The 20,429-nt window shown below is 61.2% G+C and carries 15 protein-coding genes and 1 pseudogene; 12 read left to right on the top strand and 4 right to left on the bottom strand.

The window, feature by feature from the left end:
* Positions 1 to 3 precede the first annotated feature (3 nt).
* Together gmd and JFT91_RS05740 are read right to left on the bottom strand one after the other, a co-directional pair.
* The gene (gene gmd / locus JFT91_RS05745; protein ID WP_011336673.1) at positions 4 to 975 is read right to left on the bottom strand and encodes a GDP-mannose 4,6-dehydratase; all 972 of its coding nucleotides are present in this window, start codon (positions 973 to 975) and stop codon (positions 4 to 6) included.
* Complete coding sequence (locus JFT91_RS05740) at positions 972 to 1,886, bottom strand: GDP-mannose 4,6-dehydratase (RefSeq protein ID WP_201231796.1); 915 nt, start codon at positions 1,884 to 1,886, stop codon at positions 972 to 974. Before JFT91_RS05740 ends, gmd begins: the two co-directional genes overlap by 4 nt.
* Positions 1,887 to 2,312: 426 nt before the next feature.
* Here JFT91_RS05740 and JFT91_RS05735 point away from each other — a divergent pair, with 426 nt between their 5' ends.
* The 7 genes and pseudogenes from JFT91_RS05735 (at position 2,313) to JFT91_RS05705 (ending at position 11,465) form a co-directional block, all read left to right on the top strand.
* Positions 2,313 to 3,929: a glycosyltransferase gene (locus JFT91_RS05735; protein ID WP_201231795.1), complete on the top strand. Its 1,617-nt coding sequence runs from the start codon at positions 2,313 to 2,315 to the stop codon at positions 3,927 to 3,929.
* Positions 3,923 to 5,227 carry a glycosyltransferase gene (locus JFT91_RS05730; RefSeq protein ID WP_201231794.1) on the top strand — a complete coding sequence of 435 codons (1,305 nt, stop codon included), beginning with the start codon at positions 3,923 to 3,925 and terminating at the stop codon, positions 5,225 to 5,227. The genes JFT91_RS05735 and JFT91_RS05730 overlap by 7 nt, the downstream gene beginning before the upstream one ends.
* Positions 5,224 to 6,110 (top strand): annotated as a pseudogene (locus tag JFT91_RS05725) (class I SAM-dependent methyltransferase). Before JFT91_RS05730 ends, JFT91_RS05725 begins: the two are co-directional and overlap by 4 nt.
* Positions 6,107 to 7,261 (top strand): acyltransferase family protein, encoded by a 1,155-nt coding sequence (locus JFT91_RS05720; RefSeq protein WP_201231793.1) that lies wholly within the window; start codon positions 6,107 to 6,109, stop codon positions 7,259 to 7,261. The pseudogene JFT91_RS05725 and the gene JFT91_RS05720 overlap by 4 nt, the downstream one beginning before the upstream one ends.
* The gene (locus JFT91_RS05715) at positions 7,255 to 8,082 is read left to right on the top strand and encodes a class I SAM-dependent methyltransferase (protein ID WP_201231792.1); all 828 of its coding nucleotides are present in this window, start codon (positions 7,255 to 7,257) and stop codon (positions 8,080 to 8,082) included. Before JFT91_RS05720 ends, JFT91_RS05715 begins: the two co-directional genes overlap by 7 nt.
* Positions 8,083 to 8,158: 76 nt before the next feature.
* Positions 8,159 to 9,346, top strand: coding sequence for a DUF3142 domain-containing protein (locus JFT91_RS05710; protein ID WP_201231791.1), 1,188 nt, complete (start codon positions 8,159 to 8,161; stop codon positions 9,344 to 9,346).
* Positions 9,333 to 11,465: a hypothetical protein gene (locus tag JFT91_RS05705; RefSeq protein ID WP_201231790.1), complete on the top strand. Its 2,133-nt coding sequence runs from the start codon at positions 9,333 to 9,335 to the stop codon at positions 11,463 to 11,465. Before JFT91_RS05710 ends, JFT91_RS05705 begins: the two co-directional genes overlap by 14 nt.
* On the opposite strand, the gene JFT91_RS05700 is transcribed toward JFT91_RS05705, so the two are convergent.
* Positions 11,462 to 12,091, bottom strand: coding sequence for a LysE family transporter (locus JFT91_RS05700; protein ID WP_201231789.1), 630 nt, complete (start codon positions 12,089 to 12,091; stop codon positions 11,462 to 11,464). The genes JFT91_RS05705 and JFT91_RS05700 overlap by 4 nt on opposite strands.
* A 145-nt stretch (positions 12,092 to 12,236) precedes the next feature.
* Here JFT91_RS05700 and JFT91_RS05695 point away from each other — a divergent pair, with 145 nt between their 5' ends.
* The gene (locus JFT91_RS05695) at positions 12,237 to 12,710 is read left to right on the top strand and encodes an Lrp/AsnC family transcriptional regulator (protein WP_158955444.1); all 474 of its coding nucleotides are present in this window, start codon (positions 12,237 to 12,239) and stop codon (positions 12,708 to 12,710) included.
* An 84-nt stretch (positions 12,711 to 12,794) separates the two neighbouring features.
* Here JFT91_RS05695 and lpdA read toward each other — a convergent pair whose 3' ends face one another.
* Complete coding sequence (gene lpdA / locus JFT91_RS05690) at positions 12,795 to 14,195, bottom strand: dihydrolipoyl dehydrogenase (RefSeq protein ID WP_201231788.1); 1,401 nt, start codon at positions 14,193 to 14,195, stop codon at positions 12,795 to 12,797.
* Positions 14,196 to 14,406: 211 nt separating this feature from the next.
* Here lpdA and hflK (JFT91_RS05685) point away from each other — a divergent pair, with 211 nt between their 5' ends.
* The 4 genes from hflK (JFT91_RS05685) to JFT91_RS05670 are packed head-to-tail and all read left to right on the top strand — an operon-like array spanning position 14,407 to position 20,361.
* On the top strand, positions 14,407 to 16,371 hold the full coding sequence (hflK, locus tag JFT91_RS05685) for a protease modulator HflK (protein ID WP_201231787.1): 1,965 nt from the start codon (positions 14,407 to 14,409) through the stop codon (positions 16,369 to 16,371).
* Positions 16,368 to 17,411, top strand: coding sequence for a protease modulator HflC (gene hflC / locus JFT91_RS05680; protein WP_201231786.1), 1,044 nt, complete (start codon positions 16,368 to 16,370; stop codon positions 17,409 to 17,411). Before hflK (JFT91_RS05685) ends, hflC begins: the two co-directional genes overlap by 4 nt.
* Positions 17,408 to 18,457: a protease modulator HflK gene (hflK, locus tag JFT91_RS05675; RefSeq protein WP_201231785.1), complete on the top strand. Its 1,050-nt coding sequence runs from the start codon at positions 17,408 to 17,410 to the stop codon at positions 18,455 to 18,457. The genes hflC and hflK (JFT91_RS05675) overlap by 4 nt, the downstream gene beginning before the upstream one ends.
* The gene (locus JFT91_RS05670) at positions 18,454 to 20,361 is read left to right on the top strand and encodes a heavy metal translocating P-type ATPase (protein WP_201231784.1); all 1,908 of its coding nucleotides are present in this window, start codon (positions 18,454 to 18,456) and stop codon (positions 20,359 to 20,361) included. The genes hflK (JFT91_RS05675) and JFT91_RS05670 overlap by 4 nt, the downstream gene beginning before the upstream one ends.
* The last annotated feature ends 68 nt before the right edge of the window (positions 20,362 to 20,429 follow it).

The following is a 20,429-nucleotide window of genomic DNA, read 5'->3' as shown; positions in this document are numbered from 1 at the left end:
GGCCTACTCCTTGGCGACGCGTTTCATGTCCGCATCCATCATCATGCGGATCAAGGTATCCAGGTCGGTTTTCGGCTTCCAGCCCAGCACACGCTGGGCCTTGGCCGGATTGCCGAGCAGTACTTCAACTTCGGCCGGGCGGAAAAACGCCGGGTCGATCTTCACGTAATCGCGGTAGTTGAGGCCGACGTGATCGAAGGCGATACGGCACATTTCGCGCACCGTGGTGGTGACGCCGGTGGCGACCACAAAATCATCAGGCTTGTCCTGTTGCAGCATCAGCCACATGGCTTCGACGTAATCGCCGGCAAATCCCCAGTCACGTTTGGCGTCGATGTTGCCCAGGGCCAGCTCCTGCTGTTTACCCTGCTTGATGCGTGCGGCGGCGTCGGTGACTTTGCGGGTGACGAATTCGATGCCGCGCAGCGGTGATTCGTGGTTGAAGAGGATGCCGCTGCTGGCGTGCAGGTTGAAGCTTTCGCGGTAGTTGACGGTGATCCAGTGGCCGTACAGCTTCGCTACGCCGTAAGGGCTGCGCGGGTAGAACGGAGTGTTCTCGTCCTGCTGCTCGGCCTGGATCAGGCCAAACATTTCGCTGGTCGAGGCCTGATAGAAGCGCGTGTGCGGGCTGAACTGGCGGATCGCTTCGAGCAGATGGGTAACGCCCAGGCCGTCGACGATGCCGGTGGTCACCGGTTGATCCCACGAGGCGGCGACAAAGCTTTGCGCGGCGAGGTTATAGACCTCGTCCGGCGCCGACTTGATGACCGCACGCTGTACCGAGCAGGCATCGGCCATGTCTCCGTCCAGATAGACGATGTCGGCTTCGACGCCCATCTCGCGCAGGCGCCAGCGCGAATCGCTGCTGCGCCGTGCGACGAGGCCGTGAACCTTGTAGCCCTTGTCGAGCAACAACTTGGCCAGATACGCGCCGTCCTGGCCGGTGATCCCTGTGATCAGTGCACTTTTTGTCATTCTTGTCGTACTCGCGTCTCCCAGTCGGACAGGATCGCCCGCAGGGATTGTTGTGTTGTGATTTGCGGCTTCCATCCTGTGGTCTGGGTCAGCCTGGCGTGGCTGCCGCAAACGCGACGCTGATCGGCGCGGCGCATGCGCGCCGGGTCCTGAACCAGTTGCATCTCGACCTCTGCCAGATCGCCGAGCTGCTCGATCAAACTGCGGATGCTCTGCTCGCGGCCTGAACAGATGTTGTAGACCTGCCCTGCGGTGCCTTTTTCCAGCAGGGCGAAATAGGCCGAGATCACATCGCCGACATCGAGAAAATCCCGTGTCACGTCGATATCGCCGACTTCCAGCTGCGGTGCTTGCAGGCCCTGTTTGATGCGATTGATCTGGCGCGCGGCACTGGCAATGACAAAGCTTTGGTTTTGTCCGCTGCCGATGTGATTGAACGGGCGCGCAACGAGTACCGGCCAGCTTTCGCTGAGGCCCCATTGCAGGCTGAGGAATTCCGCCGAGAGTTTGCTCACCGCGTACGGGTTGCGCGGGCAGGGCGCTTGTTGCTCGGTGATTGGCAGGTGGCTTTCGCTGACCTGCCCGTAGACGTCACCGGAGCTGACGTACAGGAACGTGCCGGCAAAACCCCGCGCCTTGAGCGCTTGCAAGAGGTTGAGAGTGCCGAGCAGATTGATCTCGAGCGTACGCGCCGGATCGCGGAAGGCTTCGGGGACAAAAGTCTGCCCGGCCAGATGAATGACCGCATCAGGCAGTTGCGGCCACAGGTCGATAAGGCTATGCGGATCCGTGAGGTCGTAAGGCGAAGCGGCAGGCAGCAGCTCCCACGACGAATCAGGCAACGCCAGACGCGACTGAATATGGTGTCCCACGAATCCACTGAGACCCGTGACGAACAGACGCTTTTTCAAACAGCGACCCCTTGGTCTTGAACTTGCGCCACTTTCCCACAGGCTTTGAGGGAAGGTCTGTCAGACCGGAAGAAAACCGGTTGAAAGACAGGCGAAGTCAGTTGTTGTATTTGTTTGTTGCCAATCTGTGCCAATTGCTCGGCAATTTCAACAGGCCAAACCGTGACTGGTCAGTTCTCGTTAGCGTAGTCCGATTTATTCTCGCCGGGCGGTTCACGAACCCTCAACGGATGTGTTTAGAATGCGCCTTGTCGTCAAATCCCGGGGGTTGTCACCGGGACTGCGACGCAGGGTGAAACCGACCACTAAAACAAGAACGAAGACGTACCCGATGACGAAGGACGAGTGCCGGCCCTGGCAACCCGATCCACCGCACGGCCGTCATAGCATGAAGGTGCCGGGATGGCAGCTTCATCGTGGGATGCCATGAATTTCATTCTTTACTCGGACGTCAACGACAGCTCCATCAGCCAGAGTCTCGGGCGTCCCGAATACAGTTATTACTTCGTGCTCAAGGCTTATCTCCCGGTGCTGGAAAGCCTTGGGCGGGTGCACGTGGTTTCGTCTGCGGCCGACGTTGATCCGCTGTATCGGCAACTGCTCGCCGCCGGCGAAGAAAGCCTGTTCCTGTCGTTCTCCCCGCCGCAGAAAACCCCGATCGACCTCGAATGCCCGATGGTCTGCGTGATTGCCTGGGAATATGACTCGATCCCGTCCGAGAGCTGCGACGACGATCCCCGCCAGGACTGGAGCCAGACCCTGGCACGCCATGGCCGGGTAATTACCCTGTCCACGCACACGGCGCAGGCGATCCGTAAAACCCTGGGTGAAGATTTCCCCGTGCTTGTGCTGCCCACGCCGTTGTGGGAGGGCTTTGCGCAGGTGCGGCAAGACTATCCAGCCGTCCCGGTAAACCCGGGCACGACTTTGCAGATCAAGGGATGCATCATCGACAGTCGCGCGATGGGCCTGTCCGCCGATGGCTTGATCGCGCCGATACACAGTGAGCAGGAACTGCAACTTCGCGGCCTGGCCGAGCCGGAGCCCGAAGCCGCGCCGCCCCTGACCTGGCGTCGGCGTGCATTCATCACCAAGCATTACCTGCGCGAAACCTGCCGGGCGCTGGTCGGCCCTCGCGAACACCCGCCGCTGTTTTTGCTCAAGCACAATCTGCTGTTGTGGTATCGCGAAGCCGTTTGCGATCTGGTGCCGGATGGCCTCCGCCAGCATTTGGCGAAATTGCGTACGCCAGCACCGCAGCCGCTGCCGGTGGCCACCACGGTCAGCGAAGCGCTGGACCCCGCAGGGCATCCGCAAGCGGTACTGCCTGACACCAGCGAGCAAGTGGCCATCGACGTCAGTGGCGTGGTCTACGTGAGCGTGTTCAATCCCGAGGACGGTCGCAAGAACTGGCATCACCTGATCACGGCCTTCTGCTGGGCCATGCGTGACAACGAGGACGCCACGCTGGTGCTGAAAATCACCCAGAACGATCTGGCGAGCTACTACGTCCACTTGATTACCTTGCTTTCGCAACTGTCGCCGTTCGCCTGCCGGGTCGTGGTCATGCACGGCTATTTGCAGGACGAGGAGTTCGCCCGGCTGTACGGTGCCGCGAGTTTCTACGTCAACGCATCGCGCTGCGAAGGTTTGTGTCTGCCGTTGATGGAGTTCATGTCGTGCGGCAAACCGGTGATTGCCCCGAACCACACGGCGATGCGCGACTACATCGACGAGCAGGTCGGGTTCATCGTCAAGTCCAGTCACGAGCCGACAATCTGGCCGGAAGACGTGCGGATCCTCTACCGCACCGTGCGCCATCGCCCGGACTGGAGCTCATTGAAAGCCGCTTATGAGGACAGCTATGCCATGGCCAAAAACCACCCGCAGGCTTATCTGGCCATGGCCGCTGCCGCCAATCAACGCATGCGCGATTACTGCGGGTTTACCCCGGTGCAGCAGCGCGTAAAGGCGTTTTTCGACCTGAAGGCGGACAGCGAAATCACACCGCTGATGGCCGAGGCGGGGACTGCCGCATGCTGATCATCATTCATTCGGAAACCAACAAGAGCAACATCCAGCAGAACCTCGGCCGACCCGAGTACAGCTACTACTTCGTCCTCAAGGAATTCCGCCCGGTGCTGGAGCGAATTGGCCAGGTGATCGAAGTCAGCAACCCGGACGAACTGGTTGATCGCCTGTATTTCGATTGCCTGAGCCGTGGCGAAGATTGCGTCTTTCTGTCCTTCTCGCCGCCGCATCGCACACCGATTCATTACGCCTGCCCGACCATCCCGGTGTTTGCCTGGGAGTTCAGCACCATTCCCACCGAAAGCTGGCAGGGCGAGCCTCGCCATGATTGGCGTGTGGTGCTGGAGGCGTGCGGCCGGGCGATCACCCATTCGAGCTTCACGGTCGATACCGTGCGCGATGCGATGGGCGCTGATTATCCGGTCTGCGCGATCCCCGCCCCGGTATGGGATCGCTTCGCCGCGCGCGGTGAACATCTGGATCGACGCCCGGTCGTCGAACCGGTCACCCTGAATCTGCGCGGGTTGTTGATCGACAGTCGCACCGTGGATTTACGCCCCTATGGGCCACCCGGGCGGTGCGAAGGCACGCCGATGTCCTTCGCCGGGCCGGCGCAGGATTGCTCATTGCAGCTTGACGGCGTGGTCTATTCCTCGGTGTTCAATCCCTACGATGGGCGCAAGAACTGGCAGGACATGCTCAGCGCGTTTTGCACCACGTTCCGCGATACCACCGATGCGACTCTGGTGCTGAAACTCACGCACCATGACATCGCCGATGCGTTGACCGACATGCTGCACCACCTCTACAAGAACCAGTCTTACCAATGCCGGATCGTGCTGATCCACGGCTATCTGGCGGATGTCGATTACGAACGTCTGGTGCAGGCCACCAGCTACGTGGTCAACAGTTCCTTCGGCGAAGGCCAGTGCCTGCCGTTGATGGAGTTCATGTCCTGCGGCAAACCGGCGATTGCGCCGTTGAACACTGCGATGGCTGACTACGTGAGCGGCGACAACGCATTCATCGTCGACTTCACCGAAGAGCTGACGGCCTGGCCCCACGACCCGCGAGCGGCCTACCGCACGATGCGCTACATGACCAATTGGGACTCGCTGTGTGCGGCGTATCGGGCCAGCTACGACGTGGCGAAGACGGATGAACAGCGTTATGCCGCGATGTCGGTCGAAGCGGTGCGCAGTCTTGAGCACTTCTGCAGTCAGGCCGGTGCCGAGCGGCGTTTGCAGGCGTTTCTCGAGCCGTTGTTGCAAGCGGCCGGCACCTCATCTGCGCCAGTCGCCGTCGCATGATCCGGCGCCTGCTCGCTCGATTTCGCCCGGCGCCAGCAGCGCTCCCTGTCGAAGAGTCGGCGCCTGCCGCGCCCGATACCGCGTCGCCGCTGTATGTCGGATTGCGTGACGCGGTTCTCGACGGCTGGTTTCTCGGTGACAGCGGCGAGTTGCTCAAAGGCTTTGCCATCAACGCTGACGATACGTTGCTCGACGTCGGTTGCGGTGACGGCGTAGCGACACTGTTTGCCGTGCGCCAGGGCGCGTCTGTGATCTTCACCGACAGTGAACACGACAAGGTGCGCGAACTGGCGCGGCAGGTCGACGCGCAAAGCCGCCAGTTGAATCTGGGGCTGGTCAGTAACAGCCTGCCATTGCCCCTGGCCGATGGTTGCGCGAGCAAAGTGGTGTGCATGGAAGTGCTTGAGCACGTCGACCAGCCCGAAGCATTCATGGCCGAACTGGTGCGCATGGGCCGTCCTGGCGCGCAGTACCTGCTCAGCGTGCCGGCGCCGGTCGGCGAGCATCTGCAAAAAGGCATCGCTCCGGCCAGTTACTATCAGTCGCCCAATCATGTGCAGATTTTTACCCCGGAGCGTTTCGCCGCACTGGTAGAGGACGCTGGCCTGGTGATCGAGCATCGTCAGGCCAGCGGTTTTTCTGGGTGATGGGCATGATCTTCTTCTGGGCCGGCGAACGGGCGGCCGGTCGCGAACTTTCGGGGGCCGTGCGTGACCGTATCCATGAACCGTTCACACCGATGATGGAACACTGGGCCAGGGCCTGGCAGAGCCTGCTCGATCAGCCTGATGGGCTGCTGGTCAAGCAGACGCTGGACCGGTTCATGCCCAAGAGTCAGGTGATCATCGCGCGCAAGCCACTGGATGGCGGAGGGGCACCATGAGCAGCAAGCGGATCATGGACATTGAAGTCCTGCGCGCCATTGCCGTGCTGGGCGTGCTGCTCCATCACCTGCAGGGAAGCCTGTTCACCGATCCGGTACCGTTGCTGGAGAAGATTCATGGCGTGGCGCAGTCGTGGTGGGGCGTTGATCTGTTTTTCGCGATCTCCGGATTTGTCATCGCCCGCAGCCTGATCCCGACACTGCGGGGTTGCACGACCCGGCAGGAGTATTGGCAGCAGACGCGTAATTTCTGGCTGCGCCGGGCGTTTCGCTTGTTGCCTTCGGCCTGGTTATGGCTGGCACTGATGCTGCTGGCCTGCGTGTTTCTCAATCGTTCCGGGGCGTTCGGATCGCTGTCTGCCAACCTGCAAGCGACGCTCGCAGGGGTGCTCCAGTACGCCAACTTGCGCTTTGCCGACAGCTTCTTTCATTACGAATACGGCAGCAGTTTTGTCTATTGGAGCCTGGCGCTGGAGGAGCAGTTTTATCTGCTCTTCCCGCTACTGATTCTGCTGTTTCGTCGACATCTGGTCTGGGCGCTGCTGGCGCTGGTCGCGGTGCAGATTCTGACCCTTCGCACACCGTTGCTGATGGTGGTGCGTACTGATGCCTTGGCCCTTGGCGTGCTGTTGGCAATGTGGAGCGTGCAGCCGAGTTATTTACGCTGGCAGCCGAGGTTTTTGCGCCGCCCGTGGGCAGGTTTGTCGACGTTGCTGGTGATCGCATTGCTCTTGAGCTTTATCGCCACCGACCGTTTCACCCTCGCCAACTACCGCATCGGTTCGATTGCCGTGCTCAGCGCCGTGCTGGTGTGGATCGCGTCATACAACCGCGATTACCTGATGCCCGCCGGCGCGTTGCAGCGCTCGCTGGCGTGGGTTGGCAGCCGTTCCTACGGCATTTATCTGATCCACATTCCGGCCTATCAACTGGTACGAGAACTGATCTTCCGTTTACAAAACGCCGGTTTGCCGAGCCCGGCCGGACATCCAGTCGTCACGCTGCTGCTGGCGTTCGGCCTGATCGTGCTGCTCAGCGAACTGAATTACCGCTTGATCGAAATGCCCATGCGCAACCGTGGCGCTGCACTGGTTAAACGCCTCCGCACGTCCCCAACCGCCGTCCCATCCCCTGGAGCCACCTCATGCTGAGATTGTTGAAGAAACTCACGGCGGGCACGCCTGCACCGGCACCCGCACAGCCGGTTGCGACGGTTGCCGAGAAGACCGATCCGTACATGCTCGGCCTTTACGATGCGAAGCTCAGCGGCTGGTTCAATCAGGAGACCAACGAGCTGTTCAAAGGCTTTGAGATAACCGCCGAGGACACCGTGCTCGATGTGGGCTGCGGTGACGGCGGCAACGTGAGTTTTTGCGGCATGCGTGGGGCGAAAATCATCATTGCCGACATCGATGCGGCCAAGGTCGAAGCGACACGCCAGCGCCTGAGCGACACCCCGGCGCGGGACGTTGAATGCCACGTCACGGACTGCAACCCGCTGCCGATTGCCGATGCCACGGCGACGCGCGTGGTCTCCACCGAAGTCATCGAACACGTCGACGATCCCGCGCAGTTTCTTGCAGAACTGGTGCGCGTCGGCAAACCGGGTGCCTTGTACCTGTTGAGCGTGCCGCACCCAAGCTCCGAAGATTTGCAGAAAGACATCGCCTCGCCCGAGTACTTCCAGAAGCCGAACCACATTCGCATCATCAGCGAAGAGCAGTTCAAAGCGATGGTCAGCGACGCGGGGCTGGAGATCATCAGCCACAACCAATACGGGTTTTACTGGTCGATGTGGATGTTGCTGTTCTGGGAAGCCAAGGTCGATTTCAGCAACCCCGATCACCCGTTGCTCAATCACTGGGCCGACACCTGGCAAACAGTGCTGGACTCGCCGCGTGGCGCGCAGATCAAGCAGGCGCTGGATGCGGTCGTCGCGAAAAGCCAAGTGATCATTGCCCGCAAACCCTGAAGCTTTATCGCCGGGAGCCTGCTTCCGGCGGTTTTGTGTACCCTGCATGTTTTCTTCGGCAGGGATCGGCGATTTCATGCGGTTTGGTTATGTGGTTCTGATCACGGCTTTGTGGCTCGCGGGTTGCGAGCAACACGACGCGCCGCCCCTCGACCAACAACTCTATATCTGGCAACGCCAATGGACGCCCGCCCATGAAGCGGCGTTGCGTGACAGCCACGATGACTTTTCAACGCTGCGCGTGCTGGCGCTGCAAGCCTTTCCGAAGGCGGGATGGAGCCGGGCGCGGATCGATGCGCAGCGATTGCACGCCGATGGGCGCCCAGTGATCGCGGTGATTCGTCTCGATGGCCAGCTCAAGTCGCTGGATCAGGCTCAGGTCACTTCGCAGATTCTTCAGGTGCTCGCCGATTGGCGGGCCCAAGGCCTGACGCTGAGCGGCGTCGAGATCGACCACGATGCCGGTAATGCACGGTTGCCGGCCTACGCTGAATTTCTCCAACATCTGCGCGCGGCACTACCGGCATCTCTGGCGTTGAGCATCACCGCGCTGCCGGCGTGGCTCGACAGTGCGCAACTGCCGGCGTTGCTGGCCACGGTCGACAGCAGCGTGCTGCAAGTGCACGCCGTCAGCGACCCGCGTCGGGGTCTGTTTGATCCTGATCAGGCGTTGAAGTGGGCCCGGGCCTGGTCAGGCATCACGGACAAACCGTTTTATCTGGCGCTGCCGGCGTATGGCGTGGCGCTGTTGCCGGATGACGGCGGTGCACCGCTGGTGGAAAGCGAAGTGTCGCTTGAACGGGGCGGAAAGCGCCGGGAACTGTTGGCGGACCCGCTGCAGTTGAGTCAGCTCGGCAAAGCATTGCGAAACGATCCGCCGGCGCATCTGGCCGGGCTGATCTGGTTTCGCTTGCCGCTGGCCAATGACCGCCGCGCCTGGAGCCTGACCACGTTACGCGCGGTGGCGCGTGGCGATGCGCTGAGCAGCCAGCTCGGCCTGACGTTCAGCGAGCACAACGGGCTCTACGATATCCAACTGAACAACCCTGGAAACCTCGACAGCGCCTGGCCCGCACGCCTCATGGTGAAGGCGCGGGACTGCGAAGGCGCCGATGCGCTCGCCGGTTATTCGTTGCAACAAAGTGCCGATCTGCTTACCTTCACCCGCCTGCGCGACGGCCGCTTGCCGGCGGGTGGACAACGCGCCATCGGTTGGGCACGCTGCGCAAATATTGATCAAGGAGGTTCGCATGTTGTCCCGTAACTGGCCCCGCCATCTGCTCTGCCTGAGCCTCAGCCTGCCGCTGGGCTCGGCGTTGGCCTGCGGGCCGGACTTTCCCAATCGTCTGCTCGAAGATCGCGGACAGACCCTGGCCGACCTGCCCGAGGGCAACTTCAACTTTGAGGTGAGCCGTTTGGGCAAAGCGATTGCCGGGCTGAAGAATGTCACTGCCGCGACACACAACCCCAATGACAACTACGGCGAATCGAACGAGCTGGCCGAGGCGCGGGAAAAGGCCGAGCAGGCCGGTCTGACCACCGAGCAGCTAGCGATGGTCAAACAGTTGCGTGGCTTGACCGATGCGCGTCAGGTCGAAGTGCAGGGTGCCAGTCTGCCGACGGAAATCCGTTTTTACGTGGCCGGCGCCGTGGCGTTTGCCACGGGTGACCATCAACTGGCGGTCGAGTATTTCGACAAGCTGCTGGCGCTGCCGGCCGATCAGCGGCCGTTGCGCAGCACTTGGGCGGCGTACTCTCTGGGCCGCACATGGTTTGCAATGAGCAGCGAAAGCGGTGACGCAATCGAAGCGCTGGAACGGTCGCGCGAGGCGTTTCGCCAGACTCGTCAAATGAGCATCGACGGTTTCAGTGATCCACTGGAATTGGGTGTTGCCAGTCTCGGCGAAGAGGCGCGGGCCCTGCGCACCGCCGGTGACTGGAGCGGCGCCATTGAACTCTACGAAGCGCAAAACCTGCACGGCTCGGCGGTGGGCAATACGTCGCTCAGGCAATTGATGAATGAACTGGCCGAGTTGCCCGAAGCGGAACTGGCGAAGTTGCTTGATCACAAAGCGGTGCAGAAACTGGTCACCGCTTCGTTGATCAGCCGTCTCGGCGGGTCGTTCGGCGATGAACCACCGAACCAGAAAAAGCTGCTCAAGGTCCTGCAAAACAGCACCCGTGGCAGCTTCGAAAATGCCGATCGGCTGGCCGCGGTGAATTATCAACAGGGCGATTACGCCAACGCCAAGGCCTTCCTCGAACACGCTGGCGACGGCGGCCTCGCCTGGTGGCTGCGGGCGAAGCTGGCGGTGCGCGACGGCGATAAGAATGCGGCTGTCGCCGCTTATGCCAAAGCCGCACAGGCTTTTCCGCAAAGCGAAGATTGGGGTAATCGGCGTACGCCTGACTGGGCGTTTGAAAGCGTTCAGCCGAAATGCCGTGTCGAAGGCGAAAGTGCAATTCTCGCGTTGCAACGTGGCGAATATCTGCAAGCATTCGTGCAGTTGTATCGCAGCAATGAGATCTATTGGTTTGATGCCGCGACCGTTGCTGAACGCGTGCTGACGGTCGACGAACTGAAACGGTATGTCGACGAAAATGTGCCAGCCCCGCAAGAACCCGTTCAGGAAGGGCAGGATCACTACGAGCAACAGCGCTCGGCGGAAAAACTGCGCAATTTGCTCGGTCGGCGCTTGCTGCGTGAAGGCCATTACGCGGACGCGGTCGGGTACTTCCAGGAAAGTTTGCAGAATCAGGCCAGGCTTTACGGCGAGCAACGGCTGAAAGCCGATAGCGCATGGTGGCCGACCAAACGTGCCAGTGCCTTGTACAACGCGGCGTGGACGGCGCGCGATTGGGGCATGGATATCCTCGGTTACGAGATGGCGCCGGACTACGCCACGCTTGGCGGCAACTACAGTCTGGAGTCCGTGGAATTGAAAGTCGGCCCGCTGATTTCCGAGGCCGAAGTGCAACGCCAGAAAGCCAGTCAAGCGCAGCCGGATCAGCGTTATCACTATCGCTTTGTCGCCACCGAGCTAGCCAGTCGCGCCGCCGACAATCTGCCGCACACCAGTCAGGCGTTCGCCGCCGTGCTGTGCAATGCCGCAGGCTTCAATAGCAGTCTGGAGAACCAAAGTGCGCTGTATCAGCGTTACGTGAAAGAAGGCCCATACGTGCCATGGGCGGTGGACTTCGGTAATCAATGCCCGTACCCGGACTTTGAGAATGCCGACAAACGCTACGTAACCCAAGTGACCGACGCTGTTCGCGCCAGTCTGCGACCGTACAAGTGGCCGGTGCAGATTGGCGCGATTGTGGTGGCGGTCGGTGCGGCGTTGTTGCTGATCACTCGTCGCCGCAAGGTACGCAAAAGCTAAGCCTGCTGGATGAACGTCAGGCGCACCGCGAAGCCGATCAACAGGCTGCCAAACAGCCATTGTTGAACCCGTTGCGCCGTTGGACTGTGTTGCAGCCAGCGGCCCAGCGCGGCGCCGGTCAGGGCGTAGGCGCTGTCGAACAACAGGCCGACGCCAACCAGCAGCGTGCCGAGCAGAGCAAACTGGCTCAACACGGGGGCGCCATCGGCAACGATGAACTGCGGCAGCAGCACCGAGCAGAACAACAGCGCCTTGGGGTTGAGCAGGTTGGTCAGCAAACCCCGGCGAATCGCCTCGCGCCATTGCCCGTGAGTCGTGGCAATCGCGCCAGCACCGAGATCCGGCACCAGTGAGCTGCGCAGGCATTGAATACCGATCCACAACAGGTACGCAGCGCCCGCCAGCCGTACCACTTCAAATGTCCACGGCGCAGCCTTGAACAGCGCCGCCAACCCCAACGCGGCCAGTGCCACATGACAACCCCGGGCAATCCCCAGGCCGATTGCCGTGGCCAGCGCCGCGCTGCGACCCTGGCGCGCACCGGTTTGCAACAGCAGGATCATGTCCGGGCCGGGCAGCAGAAAGACCACCGCCAATGCCAGGAAAAACAGCCAGAGACTCGCCACGCCCACACCCCTTTCGTTGTCGATTCGGTCGCTCAAGTCTAGGGCCGAAGGGTAGGGCAGGTGCTTGCGTAGTCAGCTTCTAAAGCGCTCGGATTTGGCATAACCTGCTGGTTTTTAGCGCTTCAACACTTTGGATCTGCCAAACATGAAACTGGATGCCTTTGATCGCAAGATTCTCGCGGCGCTGCAACGCAACGGACGGTTGAGCAATGTCGAGCTGGCAGATGAAATCGGTTTGTCGGCATCGCCCTGCTTGCGCCGGGTGCGCATGCTCGAGGAGGCCGGGGTGATTCGCGGCTATCAGGCCAATCTGGATCGCGATGAAGTCGGGCTGGGGCTGACGGTGTTTGTCGGGGTCAAGGTCGAGCGCCACAACGACGCACAGGCCGAGGCGTTTTACGCGGCGGTGACGGCGTTGCCGGAAGTTATTTCAGCGTTTCTGGTGTCCGGAGAATCGGATTTTCTGCTGCAAGTGGTGGTGCCGGATCTGCGTGCGTATGACCGTTTTCTCAGCGGTTGCCTGCTGAAATTGCCGGGCGTGAGTGATATCCGCAGCAACTTTGCGATTCACACGGTGAAGACGCCGGGAGCCTTGCCGCTGGGACATCTGCCTGCCTGAAAAACCAACATCGCAGCCTTCGGCAGAGAATGCGTACCCCTGTAGGAGCTGCCGAAGGCTGCGATCTTTTGATCTTCTAAACGGTTACATCTGCGTCGCCATCCCCTCGACATTCATCGCTGCCTGGCGCAACGCTTCCGAGCGTGTCGGGTGCGGGTGGCACGTCAACGCAATGTCCTCAGCCGACGCACTGAACTCCATCGCCACACAAAACTCGCCAATCATCTCGCTCACGCTCGGCCCCACCAAATGCACGCCGAGCACTTCATCGGTGCGCTCATCGGCGAGGACTTTGGCAAAACCCTCGGTCTCATGGTTGATCTTCGCCCGGCTGTTGGCGGTGAACGGAAACTTGCCGACCTTGTAGGCACGGCCCTCGGCCTTGAGCTGCTCTTCGGTTTTGCCGACGCTGGCCAGCTCCGGTCTGGTGTAGATCACGTTGGGGATCAGGTCGTAATTGACCTCGCCAGCCTTGCCGTGGATCTGCTCGACGCAGGCCATCGCCTCGTCTTCCGCCTTGTGCGCGAGCATCGGCCCGGACGTCACATCGCCGATCACCCAGACGCCAGCGGCTTCGGTGCGATGCTGTTTATTGGTGAGCATGCCGCGCTTGTCGGTGTTCAGGCCGACGTTCTCCAGCCCCAGGCCCTGGGTGTATGGTCGGCGACCGATGGCCACGAGCACGTAATCAGCTTCCAGTAACTCAGCCGTGCCACCGGCCGCTGGCTCGACGCTGAGCTGCACGCCGTTGGCCGATGAGGTGGCGCTGGTGACTTTTGAGCTCAGTTTGAAGGCGATGCCCTGTTTGCTCAGTGAGCGTTGCAGGGTTTTGCCAGCCTCGCCGTCGACGCCGGGGCAGATGCGGTCGAGGTATTCGACGACGGTGACCTGCGCGCCCAGGCGCCGCCACACCGAGCCCAATTCCAGACCAATGACGCCGGCGCCGATTACCACCAGATGTTTGGGCACTTCACTCAGGGACAGCGCCCCGGTGGAATCGAGGATGCGCTTGTTGTCGATCTCGACGCCGGGCAGGGGAGTGGGCTCGGAGCCGGTGGCAATGATGATGTCTTTGGCGGTCAGCTCGACCTTGTTGCCCTGATCGTCAGTCACGGTGACCTTGCCCGGGCCGTCAATGTGGCCCCAACCTTTGATCCAGTCGACCTTGTTCTTGCGAAACAGAAACTCGATGCCTTTGGTCAGGCCGGCCACACTCTCGTCTTTCTGCTTCATCATTTGCGCGAGGTTCAGCGTCGGTTTGACCTCGATGCCGAGGTTGGCGAATTCCGCACCCATGGCAGCGTCGTACAGCTCCGAGGCATGCAGCAGGGCTTTCGATGGCATGCAACCAACGTTCAGGCAGGTGCCGCCGAGCGTCGCCCGGCCTTCCACGCAAGCGGCCTTCAGGCCCAACTGGCCGGCGCGGATCGCCGCGTTATAACCGCCGGGACCGCCGCCCAGAATCACCACGTCATAGTTGCTCATGCGCTTGCTCCTGATGGATGAATGCGGATCGCTAAAAGTAGCTCTGGATAAAAATTACGAACGTAATATGTGCGTTTCCGGACATTTCGGTCAAGGCTTCAGGCAAGCGACAGGTTGAGCGTCTTTGAATAAGGGCAATTGTGTACGAATATTTCACGCTTTTCGTTATATCGTAACGATATGCAGGGTGAATCAATGATTTCGGGGTGATATGCAAGTTGATCTGGAGGTTGATGGCACGCGAGTGAGCGGGCTGCCGCGCTTTCAACAGGCGGCAACGCAGGCCAAGCGCTTACGCCGCTGGGCTATCGGGCTCGGTGCGTTGGCCGGGGCGGCCTGGGTATTGGCATTTTTTGTCGGGCTGTTTGCCCCGCAATCAATCTGGTTGCCGCTGCTGGTCAATCAGAGTGCGGCGTTGCTGGTGCTGGTCGCCGGGTTGCAGTCGGCGTGGTGGCTAACGCGCTGGCGCGCGCACGCGCTCAATCCCGTCGTGCTGGCTCCGCAGACGACTGTGCAAGAACAGACCGAGCCGCACGGCTGGTACGAACGGTTGCTGGACCGTCTGAGCCGGCGTAGCGCGCATGTGCTCGGCCAGATCGGTGCGGCGACGCTGTGGTTGGGCGGTTGGTCGCTGCTGGTGCTGCTGAGCATCGAACAAGTGTGGAATCTCGCCTTAACCCCGGCGGCTGTTGGCGTGTCTGCCACGGTCGGCGCGGCATCGGCGTTGTTGCTGGCGTTCGGTCTGCTGGTGCTGGAGCGCCAACTGGCCCAGGACAATCCTGCGCAATGGCCTGAAGCCGGATCACTCGCGCAAATGACGCGTGTGGCAATCATCAGTCTGGTGCTCGGCGCGCTGTGTTTATTGTTCGCCAGTGACAGCTCAGTATGGCCGGTGCGGGTGGCTGTGTTGATCGCTATCTTGCCGGGGTTGGTCGCGATCGAGCTGCTATTGCGCGCAGTTCTGTCACTGTTCAGCCCACGTCGGGAACAGCTTGAACCGACGCTGCTGGCGCGCAGTTTTATCGCCGACATGCTGCGTTGGCCGCCACAGCCGTTGCTTGTGTTGCAGCACGAATTGCACAACCGCTTCGGCATCGATCTGCGCCAGATCTGGGCGTTCAGTTACATGCGTAGAGCGTTTCTGCCGGTGTTGGCGCTGGTCGCTCTGGTTGGATGGTTGCTGACCGGTATCCACGAAATTCCGCTGCAAGGTCGTGGCATCTATGAACGTTTCGGCAAACCGGTGGAGGTCTTCGGCCCGGGTTTGCACAGCGGTTTGCCGTGGCCACTGGGGCGTGTATTGAGTGTGGAAAACGGCGTGGTGCATGAGTTGGCCACCAGCGTCGGCGAGAATTCCGCGCCGGTTTCACTCGATCCTGCTGAAGGTCCGGCGCCGCTCACGGCTAATCGCTTGTGGGATGCCAGTCACGTCAACGACAAGTCGCAAGTCATTGCCAGCAGCCGCGGCGAGCAACAGAGCTTTCAGATCGTCAACATGGACGTGCGTTTCGTCTATCGCATTGGCTTGAGTGATCAGGCCGCGCTTGCCGCCACTTACAACAGCGCCGATGTGCCGACGCTGATTCGCAGCACGGCCAGCCGAATTCTGGTGCACGACTTTGCCTCGCGCACGCTCGACGGCTTGCTCGGCGAAGACAGGGCAGGGTTGGCCGAAGAGATCGGCAAAGCGCTACAAAGCGATCTGCAAAAACTCGACAGCGGGGTGGAGATTCTTGCCACGGTGGTCGAGGCGATTCACCCGCCGGCCGGCGCCGCCAACGCTTACCACAGTGTGCAAGCAGCGCAGATCGGTGCGCAGGCATTGATCGCCCGCGAACGCGGTGCCGCCGCAGAAGCGAGTAATCAGGCGCAGTTGCAAGCCAGCCTTGCGCGCGATCAGGCCAGCGCCAATGCGCGCGAGATCAACGCCACGGCGCAGGCTGCCGATCTCAAATTCAACGCCGAGCAAAAAGCCTTTGCCAGTGCCGGCCAGGCGTTTGTGCTGGAGCAATACCTCAGCCAGCTCAGCCTCGGACTGAGCAAAGCCAAGCTGCTGATCCTCGATCATCGTCTGGGCGGCAGCAGCAATGCGCCGACCATCGACTTGCGTACGTTCACGTTGCCGGCTGACCCGACGCCCGCGCGCATCAACGCTCAACCAGGAGTTGCCCATTGAGCCAGTCGCACACTCACTCACCGCATGACCATAGCGGCCACGATCACGGCCATGGCGGGCATCACCATCATGGGCATCATCACCATCACCACGGTGCGCCGGAAGAGGCAGGGCCGTTTCCGTGGCGGCGCATGGGCTGGGCGCTGTTGCTGGTGGCGTTTGCCATCGCGGCGGCAAGCCTGGTCCAAGTGCGTTCCGGTGAAGCCACGGTCATTACCCGGTTCGGTAATCCATCGCGAGTGCTGCTCGATCCGGGTTTGAGCTGGCGCTGGCCGGCGCCGTTTGAAGCCGCGATCCCGGTCGATCTGCGGTTGCGCACGACGTCCAGCGGTTTGCAGGATGTCGGCACCCGTGACGGCTTGCGCATTATCGTCCAGGCCTATGTGGCGTGGCAGGTGCAGGGCGATGCGGATAACGTGCAGCGCTTCATGCGCGCCGTGCAGAATCAGCCGGACGAAGCGGCGCGGCAGATTCGCACGTTTGTCGGCTCGGCATTGGAAACTACCGCCAGCAGTTTTGACTTGGCGAACCTGGTGAACACCGATGCCAGTCAGGTGCACATCGCTGAATTTGAAGCGCAATTGCGTCAGCAGATCGATCAGCAATTGCTCGCCACTTATGGCGTGCGGGTGGTGCAGGTTGGCGTCGAACGTCTGACCTTGCCGTCGGTGACACTCACCGCGACGGTCGATCGTATGCGCGCCGAGCGTGAAACAATCGCCACCGAACGTACCGCTATCGGCAAACGAGAAGCGGCGCAGATACGTTCTGCCGCCGAACGTGATGCGCGGATTGTTCAGGCTGACGCGACGGTAAAAGCCGCAGAAATCGAAGCGCAATCCCGCGTCGAAGCCGCGCAAATCTACGGCCGCGCCTACGCCGGTTCGCCGCAGCTGTATAACCTGCTGCGCTCGCTGGACACCCTCGGCACCATCGTTACCCCGGATACCAAGTTGATTCTGCGTACCGATGCCGCGCCGTTCCGCGTGCTGGTCGACGGCCCGCCGAGTCTCGACAGCAAATCCGGATCGCAGCCATGAATGATGAAGTTCCACGTGGAACACATTCGTTGAACAGCCCATGGATTCAGGCCGGACGTCTGGCTTTTTTTGCCCTGTATGCGGTGACGGTGCTCGCTGCGCTGGCTTGGGCGTTCTCCAATGTGCGGCAGATCGATCCGCAGAATCGCGCGGTGGTTATGCATTTTGGTGCGCTGGATCGCATCCAGAATGCCGGGCTGTTGTTGGCCTGGCCGCAGCCGTTCGAGCAGGTGATTTTGTTGCCGGCAGCGGATCGGGTGATCGAGCGTCGAGTGGAGAACCTGTTGCGCACGGACGAGGCATTGAAGGCTGATCGGGTCGCTTCCTTCGCTACGCCGCTGAGTGATGCGCTGGCAGGCTCTGGTTATTTATTGACCGGTGATGCCGGCGTTGTGCAACTGGATGTGCGGGTTTTTTACAAGGTCACCGATCCGTATGACTTCGTGCTTCAAGGCGAACATGTCTTGCCGGCGCTCGATCGGCTGGTCACGCGTAGCGCTGTGGCACTGACAGCCGCACGGGATCTCGACACCATTTTGGTTGCTCGCCCGGAACTGATCGGCGCCGACAATCAAGCGGCAGAACGTCGTGAACGACTGCGCGGTGATTTGGTGCAGGGCATCAACAAACGTTTGGCTGAGTTGAAGGTCAGCGGGCAGGGCATCGGTATCGAAGTGGTGCGGGTCGATGTGCAATCGAGTTTGCCGGATCCGGCGGTCAGTGCTTTCAACGCGGTTTTGACCGCCAGTCAGCAGGCGGACAAAGCCGTGGCCAACGCGCGCACCGACGCCGAGAAACTTACCCAGAGCGCCAACGAACAAGCCGATCGCCTGCTTCAAGTCGCTCACGCACAAGCCGGCGAACGCTTGGCCAAAGCCTCCGCTGACACCGCCACCGTGTCGAGCCTGGCCAGCGCCACCGACCCACAGATGCTCCTGCGTCTATACCGCGAGCGCATGCCGAAGATTCTCGGTCAGGCCGGATCCGTGACCACGGTCGATCCAAAAGATGATTCCCGTCTGATCATTCAGGGAGCCAGTAAATGACTGCGTCCAACGCTGCACCGAGCCTGTTGTCCTCGGCCGAACAACGTCGTGCCGCTCGGCAACTGACCTTGGCGATGCTCGCACTGGGGCTGCTGGGTCTGGGTTTGATCTGGCGTTGGCGGGTGCCGGAACAAACCGGTGTCAGTCAGCTGTTGCTGGGTTTCGCTTCTTTATTGGTAGCTGTGCCGGTGATGCGTTCGGCGTGGTACAGCCTGCGCTATCCAAGCCTGCACGGCATCACCGATCAACTGATTGCCTTGGCCATGCTCGGTGCGTGGGCAACGGGCGATTTGCTCACTGCTGCGTTGCTGCCGATCATCATGATCTTCGGCCACGTGCTGGAAGAGCGCAGTGTCATCGGTTCGCAGGAGGCTATCCACGCGCTCGGCCAATTGACCCGCAGTCACGCGCGCAAGGTTCAGGCGGATGGCTCGATCATTGAAGTGGACAACGGCACGCTGAAATCCGGCGACACCGTCGAGGTGCGTGCCGGTGATCGCGTACCCGCGGACGGACGGGTTTTGTCGGGGCAGGCGAGCCTCGATACGGCGTCGATTACCGGAGAATCGGTGCCGGTAGAGGCGGGCGTCGGCATGACGGTGTTCGGTGGTGCGATCAATCTCGACGGGCTGTTGCGCATCGAAGTGACCCGCACTGGCGACGAATCGACCCTGGGTAAAGTCATCGCACTGATGCAGAACGCCGAGCGCTCGAAACCGCCGATCACCCGGTTGCTCGAACGCTATGCCGGCAGCTACATGGTGCTGGTGTTGCTGCTGGCAGCGGTGACCTGGTTCATCACCAACGACGCGCAAGCGATGCTCGCAGTGTTGGTCGCCGCGTGCCCTTGCGCATTGGTCCTGTCGGCGCCGGCCACGGCGATTGCCGGGGTAGCGGTGGCCGCAAGGCACGGCATTCTGATCCGCAGTTCGGCGTTTCTTGAGGAGCTGGCGGATCTGACCTCATTGGTGGTCGACAAGACCGGCACGCTGACTTACGGCACCTTGCGCTTGCAGTCGATCAACAGCCCTCGCGCAGAATCAGCAACGGTCATGGCGCTGGCCGCCAGCCTTGGTGCGGCCAGCAGTCATCCGGTCAGCCGGGCGCTGGCCGGGTTGGTCAGTCAGGAGCACGCTGTCGCGCTGAGCGAAATCCACGAGCGCCAGGGCCTCGGCGTGGTGGCCATGACCGGCCAGGGCGAAGCGGCCCTCGGGCGGCCGGAGCTGTTCGCGCAACTGGGCATCAGTACGACAACGGTTCCCGATCACGACGGCCCGATTGCCGGATTGGCGTTGAACGGCGAATTCCTGGCCTGGCTGTTGCTGGCTGACAGCGTCAAACCGGAAGCCCGATTCGCCTTGAGCGAACTCCGTGAGTTGGGTCTCGGGCGACAATTGCTGCTGACCGGCGATCGCCAAAGCGTCGCGCAGTCGCTGGCCAGGGATGTCGGTCTGCACGAGGTGCAAGCTCAGGCGCTGCCCGAGGACAAACTCAATCGTGTGCTCAAGGAAATCGACAACGGTTTCCGGCCGATGGTGGTGGGTGATGGCATCAACGACTCGCTGGCACTCAAAGCGGGCGTGGTTGGCGTCGCGATGGGGGCGGGCGGTGCAGACATCGCACTGGCGTCGGCGGACATCGTGCTGATCGGCAGTGATCTGCGCCGGCTCGGCACCTGCGTGCGGTTGAGTCGTCAGTGCCGCAGGACGTTGCAGGTCAACGTGATCATTGGTTTGGGCTGGACGCTGGCCATTGTCGTGTTCGCCGCATTCGGCTGGCTGGGCGCTGCCGGGGCAATGATTGCGGCGTTGCTGCACAACCTCAGTACGCTGCTGGTATTGGGCAATGCCGGCCGATTGCTGCGCTTTCAGGAACCGCTACTCAAGCTCAAGGAAGACATTTAAAAATATTTCTGACTCCTCTGTAACGCCGTCGGGGTTGCTCTCTCTAGTGCTGTGTCGGGACTGAACAA

This window comes from Pseudomonas sp. TH08, from assembly GCF_016651275.1.
Lineage (GTDB): Bacteria > Pseudomonadota > Gammaproteobacteria > Pseudomonadales > Pseudomonadaceae > Aquipseudomonas.
The sequence above is the reverse complement of the archived record's forward strand: the minus strand, read 5'-3'. Positions and strand labels throughout refer to the sequence as shown.

What these genes read in the sequence shown, in the direction of transcription:
- JFT91_RS05670 (WP_201231784.1), top strand. Translation starts at nt 18,454, where the DNA reads ATGACTGCGTCCAACGCTGCACCGAGCCTGTTGTCCTCGGCCGAACAA.
- hflK (WP_201231785.1), top strand. Translation starts at nt 17,408, where the DNA reads ATGAATGATGAAGTTCCACGTGGAACACATTCGTTGAACAGCCCATGG.
- JFT91_RS05705 (WP_201231790.1), top strand. Translation starts at nt 9,333, where the DNA reads ATGTTGTCCCGTAACTGGCCCCGCCATCTGCTCTGCCTGAGCCTCAGC.
- JFT91_RS05730 (WP_201231794.1), top strand. Translation starts at nt 3,923, where the DNA reads ATGCTGATCATCATTCATTCGGAAACCAACAAGAGCAACATCCAGCAG.
- JFT91_RS05695 (WP_158955444.1), top strand. Translation starts at nt 12,237, where the DNA reads ATGAAACTGGATGCCTTTGATCGCAAGATTCTCGCGGCGCTGCAACGC.
- hflK (WP_201231787.1), top strand. Translation starts at nt 14,407, where the DNA reads ATGCAAGTTGATCTGGAGGTTGATGGCACGCGAGTGAGCGGGCTGCCG.
- JFT91_RS05710 (WP_201231791.1), top strand. Translation starts at nt 8,159, where the DNA reads ATGCGGTTTGGTTATGTGGTTCTGATCACGGCTTTGTGGCTCGCGGGT.
- JFT91_RS05735 (WP_201231795.1), top strand. Translation starts at nt 2,313, where the DNA reads ATGAATTTCATTCTTTACTCGGACGTCAACGACAGCTCCATCAGCCAG.
- JFT91_RS05720 (WP_201231793.1), top strand. Translation starts at nt 6,107, where the DNA reads ATGAGCAGCAAGCGGATCATGGACATTGAAGTCCTGCGCGCCATTGCC.
- JFT91_RS05715 (WP_201231792.1), top strand. Translation starts at nt 7,255, where the DNA reads ATGCTGAGATTGTTGAAGAAACTCACGGCGGGCACGCCTGCACCGGCA.
- gmd (WP_011336673.1), bottom strand. Translation starts at nt 975, where the DNA reads ATGACAAAAAGTGCACTGATCACAGGGATCACCGGCCAGGACGGCGCG.
- lpdA (WP_201231788.1), bottom strand. Translation starts at nt 14,195, where the DNA reads ATGAGCAACTATGACGTGGTGATTCTGGGCGGCGGTCCCGGCGGTTAT.